Origin of the sequence: Litchfieldia alkalitelluris (genome assembly GCF_002153425.1) — a bacterium.
GTDB lineage: Bacteria > Bacillota > Bacilli > Bacillales > Salisediminibacteriaceae > Evansella > Evansella alkalicola.
On sequence record NZ_KZ119600.1, the window covers coordinates 2,064,594 to 2,081,446 of the forward strand.

Consider the following 16,853-nt stretch of genomic DNA (forward strand, 5'->3'; position numbering starts at 1 on the left):
GAATGAAAAAGGTAGCAGTATTAACTACTGGGGGAACGATAGCAAGTAAGCATAATGAAGAGGGGAGACTTAGCTCTGGCGCTATGACGGGAGAAGAATTGAGTGATGTACTCAACTTACCAGAGGATATTGATATAGATATTTATTCTGTTTTACAAAAACCAAGTATGCATATTAGCTTTTCAGATTTAGATGTGATTAGGCAAAAAATTGAGGAGTTATTTAGCCAAGACTCAGTCAGTGGAGTGGTCGTCACTCATGGTACAGATACACTTGAGGAGACAGCATATTTTCTTGATTTGACTATTGCTGACAAAAGGCCTGTAGTTGTAACAGGATCACAACGTTCTTCGGAGCAATTAGGCAGTGATGCTTTCATTAACTTGCGACATGCCATATATTCTGCGTGTGACGCTCAATTACATCATTGTGGTACTGTTGTTATCTTTAATGAAAGGGTATTTGCAGCTAGATATGTAAAAAAAGAGCATGCTTCAAATATTCAAGGATTTAACTCCTTTGGATTTGGATATTTAGGGATTATTGATAATGATGATCTTTTTTTATACCAAAGGCCGATTAGAACAGACAAGCTGTTACCCATTAAAAAAGAGATCCCTGAAGTAGATATTGTGAAATGTTATCTTGATGCTGACGATAAATTTATTAAGGCTAGTATTAAAGCAGATGTCCAAGGGATGATATTAGAAGGTGTTGGACGGGGCCAAGTATCACCAAAGATGATGGAGGCAATAAAAGAAGCTGTGAATCAAGGTATTCATATTGTAATAACTACTGCAGCTGAAGAAGGCGAGGTATATCCAACTTATGATTATGAAGGCAGCACCTATGATCTAAGTCAAGCGGGGGTTATCCTAGGGAAAGATTATGATAGTAAAAAAGCGAGAATCAAACTAATGTCACTGATAAGGGCGGAAAAGGACATTAAAACAGGATTTTATCGTTGATCTCCTCTCTTTTTGCAAAATATTACAAATAATGGTTGCTAATAGCCTATATTTTTCATACCATTAAATAAATAGTAAAGCGTTAACTGTTGAGAGAGGTGGTGAGTTCCAGATGATACCTTATATAACTGCGGGACTCGCTCCAGCACTAGGACTACTGTGCTTTTTTTATTTAAAGGATGAGTATGAACAGGAACCATTGTCTTCTGTTATACGTTGTTTTTTATTTGGAGCATTGTTAGTTTTTCCAATTATGTTTATACAGTTTGCCTTTCAGGAAGAAGGGTATTTTCAATCCATATATATGCAAGCTTTTATTCAAACAGCATTTATAGAAGAGATTTTAAAGTGGCTAATCGTAATGTTGGCTGTTTTCCACCATGTTCATTTTAATCAAAGGTATGATGGAATTGTTTATGCCACCGCTGTAGCGTTAGGATTTGCTTCAGCTGAGAATATATTATACTTAATATCAAATGGTGTGGAAACTGCATTTTTTCGTGCGATATTTCCAGTGAGTAGCCACGCCCTATTTGGGGTTGTTATGGGGTATTATATAGGGCTCGCTAAGTTTAATCCGAAAAGACGTAATACAATACTTATTTACTCGTTTATATTTCCTTTTTTGTTACACAGTGTATACAATCTGATTTTATTAACACAGCAAAGCTGGCTTTTTTACCTCGTCCCATTTATGATCTTTTTATGGGTGTTGGGACTAAGGAAAGTTAAAAAAGCCAATTTAAAACAAGGTGCATATTTCCAAAAAAATATCGCATCTTAAGCAAGATCAAATTTTATAAGGAGTGATTTCTGTTGTCGAAAGCACGCTATAAAATTACGATCCGATGTGGTAGTTGCGGCGAGAAATATATTCTCCGAGGTCGTCAAAACCAGGAAGGCGGTTACGATACAGGATTTAAAAAATGTGTATGTGGAAACGAAAAGAAGCTAAATGTTGATGTAGTACCAGAATAGCCTGTTTAGTAAAACTGACTGCTTATAAGGAGCTCTTCCTTAAGCAGGCAGTTTTTTTGTGTTAAAAAGCTATGGAAGATTGAAATTGGATTGTTTGTATAAAATGGGCTGTTTAGATAAAACTATCCATATTGACGATAGGAGTGCTAGCAATATACAAGGAGGATGTGTCACATGACAAACAACAAGAATAGGAGAAAAGAGCTGTGCATTATCATCTCATTCATTATTGCATCACTTACGATATTGCCATTTGGAGCAGAGGCTTTTTCTGATCAAGTCATTCAAAAAGGTGCAACAGGTGATGACGTGATTGAACTTCAAGCTAGGCTTCAATATAACGGTTTTTATGATGGAGAGATTAATGGAGTTTTTGGATGGAGCACATACTGGGCAGTCCGAAACTTTCAAGAAGAATTTGAGTTAGAAGTAGCCGATGGATTAGTTGGTGAAAAAACAAAGGAAATGCTAGAAAGAGCAACGGATTATGACAAAGAATGGGTTCACCGCATGATAAGAGAAGGCAGAAAGTTTACTTATTATGGAGGTACTCCAAAGGAAATTCAAAAGGGTCCGAAAGGTAGTAGAGACTCTAAACAAACAGACCAAAAAGAACAGGACCAACAAAGAAACCAAGGTGAAGAACCTGCACAAGAACCGGGTCAACCTACTGAACAACCTGGACAAGGAGAACAACCTGCACCTGAACAAGGCACAGAAGGTGGACAAGGAGAACAACCTACACCTGAACAAGGCACAGAAGGTGGACAGGAGGAACAACCTGCACCTGATCAAGAAGAAGAGGAAGGTGGGGACCCAACTCCAGAAGAGGAACCAGTAGGACAAGAAGATGATGATGTTGATGTAGAAAGTGCGATAAACGTTCCTGAAGGATTTTCTGATAATGATATTCAACTGCTGTCGCAAGCGGTTCACGGTGAAGCTCGTGGTGAACCATATGCAGGGCAAGTAGCCGTTGCAGCAGTAATATTAAGCAGAGTAAATAGTCCAAAATTCCCTAACTCTATTTCGGGAGTAATTTTTGAGCCGAGGGCATTCACAGCAGTCGCAGATGGACAAATTTATTTAGAGCCTAATGAAACATCAAGAAAAGCAGCATTAGATGCAATTAATGGTCAAGACCCAAGTGGTGGAGCCCTCTACTTTTTCAACCCAGATACGGCAACTTCAGCATGGATATGGTCAAGGCCACAAATTAAGCAAATAGGTAAACATATTTTTTGTAAATAAGGGACGGAGGTGTTTTATTTGATACGATCAATTATTATTGGTGTTTTGGCTGTAGCTTTAGTAGGAACTGGCTATTGGGGTTATACGGAGCACCAAGAAAAAAACGCAGTTCTCGTAAGAGCAGAAAATAATTATCAAAGGGCATTTCATGATTTATCTTATCATGTCGATTTATTACATGACGAGATTGGTTCTACATTAGCTATGAATTCAAAAGAAAGACTTTCACCCTCATTAGCAGAGGTATGGAGGATTACTTCACAAGCTCAAGACGATTTAGGACAACTTCCATTAGGATTAATGGAATTTAGTGAAACTGAAGAATATTTATATAAAATTGGTGAATTTTCCTATAGAAATGCAATAAGGGACCTAGAGCAAGAACCATTGTCTGATGAAGAATATGAAACACTACAAGCACTATATGAACAATCAGGAGAAATTCAAGGTGAATTAAGAAACGTCCAATCTAAGGTTTTAAAGGAAAATTTAAGATGGATGGATGTAGAGTTGGCGCTAGCTTCAGAAGAAGAACCACTTGATAATGGTATTATCAATGGTTTTGAAATCATTGATGAGAAGGTAGGAGGATTTTCTGAGGTTGATTTTGGACCTGGTTTAGCAGAATTAACAACATCTAGCGAAGACATAGCAGAAAGAATTGCAAATGAAGAAGATATTAGTGAGCAAGAAGCTATTCAAAAAGCAATTGATTTTATGGAACAGAATAACAACTATGACTTGAATAATGCAAATATCACACTATCTGGTGAAGGGTTAGATTATGAAGCGTATAGTATTACCATACCTGATACTCAACATGGTACGAATATAGTAATGGACATTACGAAAAAGGGCGGCCATACTGTATGGATGCTAAATGAAAGGGATATTGACCAGCAGTCAATCAGCCTAAATGAGGCATCTGAAAATGCTAAAGCATTTTTAGAAAAGAATGGTTTTGGTGACATGCAGCTAGTTGACAGTAAACAATATGATAATATAGGTGTTTTCAACTTTGCTGGATTAATGGATAACGTACGGGTTTATGCCGATTCAGTTGTTCTCGAAGTGGCCTTAGATGAAGGTGACGTTATAGGTTATGAAGGCTTTGCCTATATAGAAAATCATGATGAAAGGGAAGCATTTGAACAGGAAATTACGAGAGAAGAAGCAGAGGAACGTTTAAATCCAAACTTAGAAGTTATGGAGCATCACTTAGCCATTATTCAGAATCAATTAGAAGAAGAGGTTCTGTGCCATGAATTTTATGGGGTGATTAACCAGGATACATTCCGCATTTTCATCAATGCTGAAAATGGTAGGGAAGAGCATGTGGAAAAACTTGCAAATGCAGAGCCTGTTTATAGAGGCGACTAAAAATATTTTGCCCTTGATTCCTTAAGTGGATCAAGGGCTTTTTCACTTAAATTTTTAAAATACAGGATTTCTCCTTTTTTTCCCGAACAATATTCATTAAAATATTAGGGGAGGGAGGAGTAGATTTGATGAAAGTCAGTAACACTATCTATTTAGAAATAATGGATTCAATGGAAAAGAAAAAACGATTTCGTAGTAAAATACATGATTTAATTGGGCAACAAATATTTATTGATTATCCTATCGATGAAGAGACTTTAAAAACACGTAGTTTTATAGAAGGGGACAAATTTAAGGTTTGGTTCCTTGGGAAGGACGAAGCTGTTTATTCCTTTAAAACAGAAGTGATCGGAAAAGTTGAACGAAAGTTCCCAATGCTAATATTAAAGGATCCTGGAAAAGACGAATACAAAAGGATACAAAGAAGACAATATGTCAGGATAGATACATTTATTGATGTGGCAATCCAACCAATAGAACAAATTTTTCAGCCATTTACATCGACATCTATAGATATAAGTGCTGGAGGAATGGCAGTATCCTTACCTGACAATCATCCTATGACTGAAAAAGATGAAGTAGTTCTTTGGTTTCCTTTAAATCTTCAGTCTAGTGATATGATCTATATAAAGGTGAAAGCAAAATTAGTTCGGATTATATTATCTGAAGGAAGATTGAAAGGCTCATTTCAATTTATTGAATTAGATGAAAAAATGAGACAGAAGATTGTTAGATACTGTTTTGAGAAACAGCTTAGCTTACGTAAAAAAGAAAGGGGAGCCATGCTTTAAATAGTTGATGGATAGGAATGATCAGATTCTTCTGAAAGAATAGACCTGAATCGTAAAAATATGATAAGATATACGAAGATATAAGACTTAAATAGAATAGGATGACAGTCAACATGAACATGAATATCGCAATTGACGGACCTGCTGGGGCAGGTAAGAGTACAGTGGCTAAACTTGTTGCTGACCGTTTATCATATGTGTATATTGATACAGGCGCAATGTATAGAGCTCTTACATATATGGCTTTACAAAATGAAGTAAGTGTAGATGACGGTGAAGCATTAAAAAAATTATTAAGTGATTTGAAAATAGAATTAGTCAATAAAAATGGAAAACAACTCATTTATGTAAATGAGAAAGATGTGAGTGAGGAAATTCGCCATTCAGAAGTTACCAATAAAGTATCCTATGTAGCCAAACACTCTGATATTCGTAAAGAGATGGTGTATAAGCAGCAACAGTTAGCTTCTGGTGGAGGTACAGTGATGGATGGAAGAGATATTGGCACAGCAGTTTTACCAGATGCTGAATTAAAGTTGTTTCTAAATGCTTCAGTAGATGAGCGTGCTAGAAGACGTCATGAAGAAATGATTTCAAAAGGTTTTGACTCAAACATAGATGTTTTAAAAGAAGAAATTAGAAAAAGGGATCAAATGGATTCTGAGCGTGAAGTTGCCCCATTAAAAAAAGCTGATGATGCTATTGAAATTGATTCAACGTCTATGAGTATAAATGAAGTGGTAGTTTTAATTTTAAGCTTTGTTGAGGAACGAAAGGGAATGATGAAGTGAATTTATATCGCGTAGGTAGGTTTTTATGTGCAGTATTTCTTCGTATTTTTTATAGAGTAAAAGTGCTAGGTAAGGAAAATATTCCAAAGGACGGAGGGGTTTTATTATGTAGTAATCATATACATCTTCTTGACCCTCCACTAGTAGGATCCTTTATAAAACGGCAAGTATGTTATATGGCGAAGGCGGAGCTTTTTGAAACACCTATATTAAAACATATAATTCGTAGACTTGGAGCTTTCCCTATACGACGTGGAATGAGTGATCGTCAAGCGTTAAGAACAGGCTTAAACTTGTTAAAAGAGGGAAATATGGTCGGTATTTTCCCAGAGGGAACAAGAAGCAAGACACAGGAGCTTGGCAAAGGCTTAGCTGGAGTTGGTTTCTTCGCACTAAGGTCAAATGCTAAAGTTGTTCCATGTGCAATCATTGGTACATACAAAATTTTTTCAAGAGTCACGTTAGTTTATGGAAGCCCTATTGATATGAATCCCCTAAGAGAAAATAAAGCTTCGGCAGAAGAAGCAACAGAAAAAATTATGGAAGGGATTCAAGAGCTTCTTAACGAATATCAATAAATAGTATCGTAACTCCCATATGTTTGTGGGAGAAAACATAAATTTTAAAGCTAAGGAACCCTGTATTAATGGGTTAGGGAGGGTATAGTCAATGGTAGAAGGTATGAACAACGAAATGACTGAATTTAAAGAATTACAAGTTGGTGATGTTGTAACTGGAACGATCACCAAGGTGGAAGAAAAACAAGCATTTGTAAATGTGGGGAATAAAATGGATGGGCTAATTCCAATTAGTGAAATATCCAGTTTACACATTGAAAAAGTTAGTGATGTTCTTGAAGAAGGACAAGAATTAGAGTTAAAAGTTATTAAGACAACGGAAGATGAATTAGTATTATCGAAAAGAGCTGTTGCAGCAGAAAAAGCTTGGGAAGACATGGAAAAGAAAAAAGAGTCTGGAGAAACCTTTGAAGCGGAGGTCGCTGAAGTTGTAAAAGGCGGGCTTGTTGTAGATGTTGGTGTTAGGGGATTCATCCCTGCTTCTTTAGTAGAGCGACATTTTGTAGAGGATTTTTCCGATTATAAAGGGAAAAAATTAAAGTTAAAAGTTGTGGAAATGGATAAGGAAAAAAACAAGTTAATACTATCGCAGCGTGCGGTGCTTGACGAGGAAGCTACGGAGAAAAAGCTTAATACATTACGTTCGATTGAACAAGGGGAAATACTAGAAGGAACCGTTCAACGGTTAACAGACTTCGGTGCTTTTGTTGATATTGGTGGTGTAGATGGCTTAGTACATATTTCTCAAATGGCACACCATCACGTGGACAGCCCATCAGAGGTAGTAAGCGAAGGGGATGTCATAAAAGTAAAAGTGTTATCAGTAGATCCTGATAACGAAAGGATTTCCTTATCCATTAAAGAAACATTACCTGGTCCTTGGCAAGCTCTAGAAGGTAAAGTGAAGCAAGGTGACATTGTGGAAGGGACTGTTAAGCGATTAGTCTCCTTTGGTGCATTTATTGAAATTGCACCTGGAGTGGAGGGATTAGTTCATATCTCTCAAATTGCGAATAGGCATATTGGTACACCAGGGGAGGTTTTAAAAGAAGGTGAATCAGTTGATGTAAAGGTATTAGATGTTAACATAGCTGAGAAACGTGTCTCCCTAAGTATTCGAGCAATTGAAGAAGAACAACAAGCTAAATATGAGAACGAAGTTAAGAAAGAATATCAAAAAGAAGAGGATCAAGCTGGATTCTCCCTTGGTGATGTTATTGGTGATCAGCTTAAGAAATACAAAAATTAAGGATCTGTAGGTGATTTGTGAATGAGTCGTGCGAAACGCAAGCTCGAACATATTGAACATGCTTTAAGTACCGGTCAAACAGGAAACGCCGGTTTTGACGACATTCGCTTTGTTCACCGTAGTCTACCTGATGTTAATGTATCTGATATATCATTATCAACATTTATCGGCGAACTGGAAATCAGTTCGCCGATTTTTATCAATGCAATGACTGGTGGCGGCGGTAAAGCGACAGAAGGAATAAATCAACAACTGGCTGAAATAGCAGCAGAGGTAAAAATACCAATAGCTTCAGGTTCACAAATGTCAGCCATAAAAAATGAATCTGAGAAACCTTCCTATGAAATCATTCGAAAGACTAACCCTAATGGGGTTGTGTTTGCAAACGTAGGAAGTGAAGCAACTGCGGAACAGGCTGAAGCTTGTGTGGATATGCTTGAGGCAGATGCATTGCAAGTTCATTTAAATGTCATTCAAGAGCTAGTTATGCCCGAAGGTGATCGCGAATTTAAGGGGGCCCTAAACCGAATCGAAAAAATAGTCTCGAAAGTCCCAGTCCCAGTTATTGTGAAGGAAGTCGGTTATGGAATGGGGAAGGAAACAGCAGCAAAATTAAATTCCATCGGAGTCCCTATTATTGATGTGGGGGGATTTGGCGGAACAAATTTCTCAAAAATTGAAAATAGTAGGCGTGAACAAAGCTACAGCTTTTTTAACGAATGGGGAATTCCTACTGCAGTGTCCATTGCAGAGGTAAACGCCCAGGTTTCACATGAAAATAGAGGCGTAACTATATTAGGTAGTGGTGGGATAAAAACAGCCTCACACATAGCTAAATCCATCGCCTTAGGGGCTAATGCTGCAGGTATGGCTGGAACTGTCCTTAAATGGCTTCAATTGGAAGGTTTAGAGCGTACAATTGACCGTCTCTATGATGTACTAGAAGAATTGAGAATGATCATGACAGCCGTAGGAGCAAGTAATATTGGCGCTTTACAGAAAGCACCAATAATATTATTAGGTGAAACGAAAGATTGGCTAGATACTAGAAATATTTCTACAAACTATTATTCAAATAGAAACTTATGAGTTCAAGAGGGTGTCCAATAGGGCATCCTTTTTTTCTGCTAACTTAAATGGATCTTTGACCTTTGATGCTAGGGATTTTTCATAATATTTAAGTATTTTTAACTGTTTAAATGTCCATGATGATATAAAGACTTCGTTCAAGATATGAAAGGGGTGAAATAATGGATGGTTTCTGGTTTTACTGGTTTTCCTGGATGGTAGTTATAGCAATCTATTTTTTTGATGACAATAAAAAGCGGAGATTCACTTATGTTGCTATTGTTTTACTATTTATCATTAGTTCTTCTCTAATAGTACCCTTCTTTTCATTTGAAACTAGAGGAACTATTTTTGTCATGGCTCTACTTGCGTTTTTATTCTTAAAACAATCACAAAAATCCCATTTGATTTATTATAATTTTATAAGCACGATTCTAGCAGGTATATATTTAGGGATTCATTATTTCGTTTTTTTTGAACCTGTATGGTTATATGTTTCTCCACTGATTATGATTAGTTTTCTTTCCTTCATTGCTACAATCATTCTTGTAAAAAGAACTATTTTTAGGCTGGGTGTAATTATAAATGGCATTGTTCAAGGGGAGCTTATCCTGATGTTGTTATTATTACACAATGACCATGCATACTTGGATTATCTAATTATAGGTGATTATGGATTTTTAGATATTACATCTATCACACTCCTTTTTACTATTGTTTGGGAGGGAATAGAAAGATCTGCTCTGAACTTAAGCAATAGATGGCAACAAAACAAACATCTCATTCACTCGAAGCAGAAGAAGCTGAATGCGTAATAATAAAAAATTCGTTTTAAAAGAGCATCCGTTTTGATATAATGTTGTAGCAATCCTTCCCTATAAAGTTTAGGGAAGGTTTTCAATTTGTATGGATATAATAGTATAATGTGTAAAATAAGAAAGGTAAGGGAAATTAGTTGCTTAAATAAATACAACTTAAATGTAATATAGAAAATGAAAGGTGAGGAAGTTTCTTGGCAAAACCAGTATTAGCTATCGTAGGAAGGCCAAATGTAGGAAAATCAACAATTTTTAATCGAATAGTAGGTGAAAGAGTCTCAATCGTTGAAGATAAACCAGGAGTTACTCGTGACAGAATTTACAGTTCTGCAGATTGGTTAAATCACGAGTTTCATATTATTGATACAGGTGGTATTGAAATTAACGACGAACCACTAATGGCTCAAATGCGTTACCAGGCAGAACTAGCTATTGACGAAGCGGATGTCATTTGTTTTATTGTAAATGGACGGGAAGGTATTACAGCTGCAGATGAAGAAGTTGCACAAATCTTATTTCGTTCAAAAAAACCTATTGTTTTAGGTGTAAATAAAATGGACGATCCATCTATGCATCACCGTTTATATGAATTTTACAGTCTTGGTATCGGAGAGCCTTTCCCAATTTCAGGCTCACATGGTATTGGCTTAGGTGATTTTCTTGATGAAGCAGCTAAGCATTTTCCTATAGATGAGGGGGACATCTATGATGAGGATACCATCCGTATCAGCTTAATTGGTCGTCCAAATGTAGGGAAATCCTCTCTAGTGAATGCCCTTTTAGGAGAAGAGCGGGTTATCGTTAGTGATATTCCTGGTACTACAAGGGATGCCATTGATACACCGTTTACGAAAGATGATCAAGATTATGTTGTAATTGATACAGCAGGTATGAGGAAAAAAGGGAAGGTTTATGAAAGTACTGAGAAGTATTCCGTTCTTCGTTCATTAAGGGCAATTGAGAGATCAGATGTTGTCTTGATGGTACTGAATGCAGAGGAAGGAATTATAGAACAGGATAAAAAAATTGCAGGATATGCCCATGAAGCAGGACGAGCAGTGGTTATTGTCGTAAATAAGTGGGATGCTATTGAAAAAGACGATAAGACAATGCAAGAATTTGAACAAAAAATAAGAGACCATTTTCTGTTTTTAGACTATGCGCCTATTGTATTTTTGTCAGCTAAAACAAAAAGAAGGATTCAAAACCTACTTCCTGAAGTGAATGAAGTTAGTGAAAATCATAATATGAGAGTCCAAACCCATGTATTAAATGATATTATAGTTGATGCAGTAACAATGAATCCGACCCCAACTGATCATGGTGGAAGACGTCTAAGGATCAGTTATGGAACTCAAGTTGCAGTAGCGCCACCTACTTTTGTTTTATTTGTAAATGACCCAGAGTTGTTACATTTCTCTTATCGTAGGTATCTAGAGAACAAAATTAGAGCAACATTTAACTTTAAAGGTACTCCTATTCGAATTCTAGCAAGGAAGAAAAACGATTAGATTGTAGTAATAAATATGATTGTACAGGAGGTGAAATAATGACTGCGATTATCTCTATTCTGTTGTCTTATTTACTAGGGGCAATTAGCTTTAGTTATGTTATCGGAAAAAAACTGAAACAAGTTGATATTCGTCAACATGGAAGTGGTAATGCAGGTGCTACGAATACGTTGAGGGTATTAGGTGTTGGCCCTGCAGTCGTAGTATTACTCTTAGATTGTGCGAAAGGAATTGCAGCTGTGTTTTTAGGTTTATGGTTGACTGATGGTAACACGACTATAGCTGCTGCAAGCGGACTTGCTGCAATATTAGGTCATAACTGGCCAGTGTACTACGGTTTTAGGGGAGGTAAAGGGGTAGCTACAACAATTGGTGTACTAGCTACACTTATCTTTGCAGCTGCACTAATTTCTGGTGTTATCGCAATTATTGCGATTCTTATTACTAGATATGTATCTTTAGGCTCAATACTGTTTGTATTAGGGTCATCCATTATTACATTCTTTTTTGGTGATTATTTTGGCTACGCGTCCTCATATATTTATTTTGTTTTAATTATTGCTGTTTTAACCATATGGAGACATCGAGCTAACATTGAGAGACTAATGAAGGGGAATGAAAGTAAACTAGGCTCAAAATAAATAAACAAAGAGGGGGATCATTATGGCTAGTGTTGCTGTATTAGGTTCTGGGAGTTGGGGGACTGCCCTTTCCATTGTATTAGCGGATAATGGACACGATGTAAGACTTTGGGGAAGATCGGAAAAACAGGTAGAAGAAATTAATATGGAGCATCAAAATAGTCATTATTTAAAGGATATTACTTTACCTAAATCAATTGTTGCATATACAGATATGGAAAAGGCAATGTCTGATGTTGATGCCGTACTTCTTGTTGTACCTACTAAGGCAATGCGAACGGTACTGAAACAAGTAGTTAAATATATTCAAAAACCAATCCCGTTTATACACGCAAGTAAAGGAATTGAGCCAGAAACATATTTACGTGTATCTGAGATAATTGAGGACGAAGTGTCGGCCGAATTTCGTTCCTCAGTGGTTGTAATTTCTGGACCTAGTCATGCTGAAGAAGTTAGTCTACGTCAACCAACAACAATTACCAGTTCTTCATTAGATGTGACTGCAGCAAAGTATGTGCAGGATCTCTTTATGAACAACCATTTCAGGGTGTATACGAATCCAGATTTAATTGGTGTGGAAATAGGTGGAGCATTAAAAAATATCATTGCTATTGGTGCAGGAATGACTCATGGCTTAGGATATGGGGATAATGCAAAAGCAGCACTAATGACTCGTGGGCTAGCAGAAATTGGGAGACTCGGTGTTAAACTAGGTGCTAACCCACTTACCTTTGCTGGTCTTTCTGGACTTGGAGATTTAATCGTTACATGTACTAGTATACATAGTCGAAATTGGCGTGCTGGAAATATGCTAGGTAAAGGTAAAAGCATGGATACGGTTTTAAGTGAAATGGGGATGGTAGTGGAAGGTATTCGTACGACCAAAGCTGCTTACCAATTAGCTAAAGAGACAAAAGTGGAAATGCCGATCACAAATGCACTTTATGAAGTATTGTTTCATGATAAATCCCCAGAAGAAGCTGTGAAAAAACTAATGGGAAGGGTCAAAAAGCATGAAGTTGAAGAGCTTAAAATAGAAGGCTTTCACTTCAATTAATAAATTATGGACTAATCATTCACATAAGGCCCACCTCGCTCATATGATATGTTGACATCTCGCATGAGGAGGGCTTTTTAGTGGAAGAAAATAAAAATATTTTTGATCAGGTACAGAAAAAAACCAATGTAAAACAGGAAGATTTATTTAAATTAGCTAATTCTGTAAATACTTCTGATTTACAAAATGAAGATAACGTACGCCAGCTTATTCATCAAGTAGCACAGGTCGCTAATGTACCTGTATCAAAAGAAAAAGAAGATGAATTAGTAAAAGCTATCACTGGTAATAATGTACCTATGGATTTTTCAAGCTTGGCAAAAATGTTTAAACAAGATAAGGATAAATAGGCGTTTATTTTATCGAACCCCTTTTCTCAAGCATATACTAAAAATTGAACCTAGCAAAAAATAGGGCTGTTATATAGGTAGTGTTTAGTTCGAAGGCTGAAGTATGGTGCCCCCCTGCTTCAGCTTTTTTTTATTTATCCTGAATTAATTGAAATCGCTACAGGCTACTCCCTTTCACGCAAGGTACAAGTGCGACATCTGCTCAACATTCGCAGTGTCTTCTTTGCCGCGGGCGGCTGGTAAGCCTCCTGATATGAATGCGTTTTTTGAATTCAAAGTGTGTTTAAATATACAGCGTTAGTATTACTGTGCTATAATAATTCGGGATAATTACTATAGGTATGATGTAAAATGAGGTGAGCTTGTGTTTAACGATCCATTAATGAATATGTGGATATCTTTTTTCGCAATGGGATTAATGTTTGTTTCTGTCATTACAACAATCATTACAAAAGAAAAGTTAACTGGTATACTAAGATATTTATTATTAACATTTAGTTTTATTTGTATGATGGTTGCAGGTATCATCATATTCTTGATTGTATTTGCAGGGCCAACAGCTGCGTAACTACATAATGATTTTAGAATTAATTAGGAACAAACGTCTGATGATTATAAAAGAACAATATACTTAAGGTAGGGATTCTTATGCGTTTATTAAAGACAGGCATTATATCATTGTTTACTTTCCTATTATTAACTGGCTGTCTTTATCCTGATGAACGGCGCATAGAAAATAGTGTTCCGTATAGTGACCAATTACAGGCTGTAGAGAATGCTGTTCTTCAATATCGCCAGGATTATGGTGCTGTGCCAGTTAAAACAAGAGAAGAGGATACGCCTATTTTTAGAAGATATCCAATTAATTTTACTCAATTAGTTCCAGGTTATCTTCAGTCTGCCCCAGGTAATTCCTTCGAAAATGGGGGAGTCTTTCAATATGTACTCATTCACCCTGAGAGAATGCCAGAAGTAAAATTAATTGATTTAAGGGTGTCTAGAGAGATACAAAATTTTCATCAACGTATTCTAGAGTATCGTCGTACTAATAACTTTGCACCAGTAAATGAGGCTATAGGAGACGGAATTTTAAGTATAGATTTCAAAGCATTGAACTATGATAATGAACCGGCAGTATCAAGCCCATTTCATTCAGATCATAAACTACCACTTCTTATGCAGACGGACGGAGAAATAATCGTAGACTACTCCATGGATATTATGCATTATATAAACGAATATGGCATGGGGGAGTATGTAGAAGGTGATGATCTAAGATGGTTACTAGTTGATCATTCTCCATTTGTACCAGTTAATTCACTGCCTCAGACAATGAAAGATGGGGAAATTGTATTTATGTCTGGTAGCGAATCTATTGAATAAATAATTGTACGTACTCTATGAAAGTTAAAAAATTGAATATATTTTTACGTTCTAAATGGCTTTCCTTCTCAATATACATACAAGAGAAAGGGAGGCTTTTTTATATTGCGGAGTAATACCCCTTTAAATAAGGAAAAAGGGAATACTTATTTTTTCTATAATGGGGAAGTGGTAATTATATTAATTTATTCTTGCTATGAAGAAAATTTAAATTGCAAAGTAATAGAAAAATAGCTAAACCTTGTCATATTTGGTGGACAACATCATAAATATATATTGTATTTTAATCGAAATGTACAAGGACGTTATGGAGAAAATGTTTATATTTTGAATTTGACCGGGAGGGGATTTTGTGGAAAAAATCGATATTTTCAAAGATATTGCAGAGAGAACAGGCGGTGATATTTATTTAGGTGTTGTTGGCTCTGTAAGAACTGGTAAGTCCACTTTTATCAAAAAATTCATGGAGCTTGCAGTAATTCCGAATATTGAAAATGAAGCAGATCGAGTAAGAGCTCAGGATGAACTTCCTCAAAGCGCGGCTGGAAAGCAAATCATGACTACGGAACCAAAATTTGTTCCTAATCAAGCTATTTCCATCCATGTTGATGAGGGTCTAGACGTAAATGTAAGGGTTGTAGACAGTGTTGGTTACGCTGTACCAGGTGCAAAAGGATATGAGGATGAGAATGGGCCGCGCATGATCAATACACCGTGGTATGAAGATCCAATCCCTTTTCATGAAGCGGCTGAAATTGGAACTAGGAAAGTAATTCAAGAGCATTCTACTTTAGGTGTAGTAATTACAACAGATGGCTCTATTGGTGAAATTCCTCGTGAAGATTATGTAGAATCAGAAGAGAGGGTCATTGAGGAGTTAAAGGAAGTAGGTAAACCTTTTATCGTACTTGTAAATAGCGTTCACCCACAGCACCCTGATACAGAACAATTAAGGGCTGGTCTACAAGAAAAGCACGATGTACCTGCTTTAGCAATGAATATTGAAGGAATGACAGAACACGATATCAATTCTGTACTTCGTGAAGTATTATTTGAATTCCCAGTGCATGAAGTAAATGTAAATTTACCAAGCTGGGTTATGGTGTTAAAAGAAGAGCATTGGCTCCGTGAAAATTATGAAGCAGCTGTTAGGGAAACAGTAAAAGATATTAAGCGTCTTCGTGATGTTGACAGAGTGGTTGGTCACTTCTATGAATATGAGTTTATTGAGCAAGCTAAATTGGCTGGTATCGAAATGGGGCAAGGAGTTGCAGAAATAGACCTGCATGCGCCAGACGACTTGTATGATCAAATTCTGAAGGAGGTTGTGGGAGTTGAGATTCGCGGTAAGGATCACCTGCTAGAATTAATGCAGGACTTCGCCCATGCGAAAGCTGAATTTGATCAAGTGGCTGATGCATTAACGATGGTTAAACAAACTGGTTACGGTATCGCTGCCCCATCTATTACTGATATGAGCCTTGATGAGCCTGAAATCATTCGCCAAGGATCAAGATTCGGTGTTAGACTTAAAGCAGTAGCACCTTCCATCCATATGATCAAGGTAGACGTTGAATCAGAGTTTGCTCCAATTATTGGAACAGAAAAGCAAAGTGAAGAACTTGTTCGCTATTTAATGCAGGACTTTGAAGAAAATCCATTATCAATATGGAACTCTGATATATTTGGACGCTCTTTGAATTCAATCGTTAGGGAGGGTATTTCTGCAAAGCTATCACTCATGCCTGAAAACGCTCGATATAAATTAAAAGAGACTCTCGAAAGAATTATTAACGAAGGATCTGGTGGATTGATTGCAATCATCCTTTAATCCTCCTAAATTTAAAAACAGGCTGACCTGAATAATATATCAGGTCAGTTTTTTCTTTGTCTACCCTGAAAATAGGTTTTGTTGGAATAAACTACGGATTAAAAGGGCAACTCGAGGATTTTGTCGAAAAATATATTGTTTATATTTTTTACATAAAGAGAAAATTATTTTAAAATAAACAAATGGAAAAGTGCATTTAATTATTACT

At 36.6% G+C, this 16,853-nt stretch carries 18 protein-coding genes; all 18 read left to right on the forward strand.

All coding sequences use genetic code 11. The features are described 5' to 3' along the window. Positions 1-2 precede the first annotated feature (2 nt). The 18 genes from BW724_RS09860 (at position 3) to spoIVA (ending at position 16,645) form a co-directional block, all read left to right on the forward strand. Positions 3-968 (forward strand): asparaginase, encoded by a 966-nt coding sequence (locus tag BW724_RS09860; RefSeq protein WP_088075062.1) that lies wholly within the window; start codon positions 3-5, stop codon positions 966-968. Between the two features lie 112 nt (positions 969-1,080). Next, positions 1,081-1,752, forward strand: a complete 672-nt coding sequence (gene prsW, locus BW724_RS09865) for a glutamic-type intramembrane protease PrsW (RefSeq protein WP_088075063.1) — start codon at positions 1,081-1,083, stop codon at positions 1,750-1,752. A gap of 32 nt (positions 1,753-1,784) precedes the next feature. Further along, positions 1,785-1,946, forward strand: coding sequence for a hypothetical protein (locus tag BW724_RS23585; protein WP_176371363.1), 162 nt, complete (start codon positions 1,785-1,787; stop codon positions 1,944-1,946). A 174-nt stretch (positions 1,947-2,120) separates the two neighbouring features. Continuing rightward, positions 2,121-3,197: a cell wall hydrolase gene (locus BW724_RS09870; protein WP_088075064.1), complete on the forward strand. Its 1,077-nt coding sequence runs from the start codon at positions 2,121-2,123 to the stop codon at positions 3,195-3,197. A 9-nt stretch (positions 3,198-3,206) separates the two neighbouring features. After that, positions 3,207-4,577 (forward strand): germination protein YpeB, encoded by a 1,371-nt coding sequence (gene ypeB / locus BW724_RS09875; protein ID WP_328588706.1) that lies wholly within the window; start codon positions 3,207-3,209, stop codon positions 4,575-4,577. 128 nt (positions 4,578-4,705) lie between these two features. Then, positions 4,706-5,368 (forward strand): flagellar brake protein, encoded by a 663-nt coding sequence (locus tag BW724_RS09880; protein WP_235849072.1) that lies wholly within the window; start codon positions 4,706-4,708, stop codon positions 5,366-5,368. Between the two features lie 113 nt (positions 5,369-5,481). After that, positions 5,482-6,159 (forward strand): (d)CMP kinase, encoded by a 678-nt coding sequence (gene cmk / locus BW724_RS09885; RefSeq protein ID WP_417891465.1) that lies wholly within the window; start codon positions 5,482-5,484, stop codon positions 6,157-6,159. Next, positions 6,156-6,737 (forward strand): lysophospholipid acyltransferase family protein, encoded by a 582-nt coding sequence (locus tag BW724_RS09890; protein ID WP_088075068.1) that lies wholly within the window; start codon positions 6,156-6,158, stop codon positions 6,735-6,737. The genes cmk and BW724_RS09890 overlap by 4 nt, the downstream gene beginning before the upstream one ends. Before the next feature lie 91 nt (positions 6,738-6,828). Further along, the gene (gene rpsA, locus BW724_RS09895; RefSeq protein WP_088075069.1) at positions 6,829-7,986 is read left to right on the forward strand and encodes a 30S ribosomal protein S1; all 1,158 of its coding nucleotides are present in this window, start codon (positions 6,829-6,831) and stop codon (positions 7,984-7,986) included. A gap of 21 nt (positions 7,987-8,007) precedes the next feature. After that, positions 8,008-9,075: a type 2 isopentenyl-diphosphate Delta-isomerase gene (gene fni, locus BW724_RS09900; RefSeq protein WP_088075070.1), complete on the forward strand. Its 1,068-nt coding sequence runs from the start codon at positions 8,008-8,010 to the stop codon at positions 9,073-9,075. A gap of 161 nt (positions 9,076-9,236) precedes the next feature. Continuing rightward, positions 9,237-9,869 (forward strand): YphA family membrane protein, encoded by a 633-nt coding sequence (locus BW724_RS09905; RefSeq protein WP_088075071.1) that lies wholly within the window; start codon positions 9,237-9,239, stop codon positions 9,867-9,869. A gap of 197 nt (positions 9,870-10,066) precedes the next feature. Beyond that, positions 10,067-11,383: a ribosome biogenesis GTPase Der gene (der, locus tag BW724_RS09910; protein WP_088075072.1), complete on the forward strand. Its 1,317-nt coding sequence runs from the start codon at positions 10,067-10,069 to the stop codon at positions 11,381-11,383. Between the two features lie 38 nt (positions 11,384-11,421). Next, positions 11,422-12,024, forward strand: coding sequence for a glycerol-3-phosphate 1-O-acyltransferase PlsY (gene plsY / locus BW724_RS09915; RefSeq protein ID WP_088075073.1), 603 nt, complete (start codon positions 11,422-11,424; stop codon positions 12,022-12,024). 22 nt (positions 12,025-12,046) lie between these two features. Further along, positions 12,047-13,081, forward strand: a complete 1,035-nt coding sequence (locus BW724_RS09920) for an NAD(P)H-dependent glycerol-3-phosphate dehydrogenase (protein ID WP_088075074.1) — start codon at positions 12,047-12,049, stop codon at positions 13,079-13,081. Between the two features lie 80 nt (positions 13,082-13,161). Further along, positions 13,162-13,431, forward strand: a complete 270-nt coding sequence (locus BW724_RS09925) for a stage VI sporulation protein F (protein ID WP_088075075.1) — start codon at positions 13,162-13,164, stop codon at positions 13,429-13,431. 364 nt (positions 13,432-13,795) lie between these two features. After that, positions 13,796-13,999: a DUF2768 domain-containing protein gene (locus tag BW724_RS09930; protein ID WP_235848938.1), complete on the forward strand. Its 204-nt coding sequence runs from the start codon at positions 13,796-13,798 to the stop codon at positions 13,997-13,999. An 80-nt stretch (positions 14,000-14,079) separates the two neighbouring features. Further along, on the forward strand, positions 14,080-14,814 hold the full coding sequence (locus tag BW724_RS09935; RefSeq protein WP_088075076.1) for a hypothetical protein: 735 nt from the start codon (positions 14,080-14,082) through the stop codon (positions 14,812-14,814). A 352-nt stretch (positions 14,815-15,166) separates the two neighbouring features. After that, positions 15,167-16,645, forward strand: a complete 1,479-nt coding sequence (gene spoIVA / locus BW724_RS09940; protein WP_088075077.1) for a stage IV sporulation protein A — start codon at positions 15,167-15,169, stop codon at positions 16,643-16,645. The last annotated feature ends 208 nt before the right edge of the window (positions 16,646-16,853 follow it).

What these genes read in the sequence shown, in the direction of transcription:
- BW724_RS09860 (WP_088075062.1), top strand. Translation starts at nt 3, where the DNA reads ATGAAAAAGGTAGCAGTATTAACTACTGGGGGAACGATAGCAAGTAAG.
- prsW (WP_088075063.1), top strand. Translation starts at nt 1,081, where the DNA reads ATGATACCTTATATAACTGCGGGACTCGCTCCAGCACTAGGACTACTG.
- BW724_RS09870 (WP_088075064.1), top strand. Translation starts at nt 2,121, where the DNA reads ATGACAAACAACAAGAATAGGAGAAAAGAGCTGTGCATTATCATCTCA.
- BW724_RS09880 (WP_235849072.1), top strand. Translation starts at nt 4,706, where the DNA reads ATGAAAGTCAGTAACACTATCTATTTAGAAATAATGGATTCAATGGAA.
- cmk (WP_417891465.1), top strand. Translation starts at nt 5,482, where the DNA reads ATGAACATGAATATCGCAATTGACGGACCTGCTGGGGCAGGTAAGAGT.
- rpsA (WP_088075069.1), top strand. Translation starts at nt 6,829, where the DNA reads ATGGTAGAAGGTATGAACAACGAAATGACTGAATTTAAAGAATTACAA.
- fni (WP_088075070.1), top strand. Translation starts at nt 8,008, where the DNA reads ATGAGTCGTGCGAAACGCAAGCTCGAACATATTGAACATGCTTTAAGT.
- BW724_RS09905 (WP_088075071.1), top strand. Translation starts at nt 9,237, where the DNA reads ATGGATGGTTTCTGGTTTTACTGGTTTTCCTGGATGGTAGTTATAGCA.
- plsY (WP_088075073.1), top strand. Translation starts at nt 11,422, where the DNA reads ATGACTGCGATTATCTCTATTCTGTTGTCTTATTTACTAGGGGCAATT.
- BW724_RS09920 (WP_088075074.1), top strand. Translation starts at nt 12,047, where the DNA reads ATGGCTAGTGTTGCTGTATTAGGTTCTGGGAGTTGGGGGACTGCCCTT.
- BW724_RS09935 (WP_088075076.1), top strand. Translation starts at nt 14,080, where the DNA reads ATGCGTTTATTAAAGACAGGCATTATATCATTGTTTACTTTCCTATTA.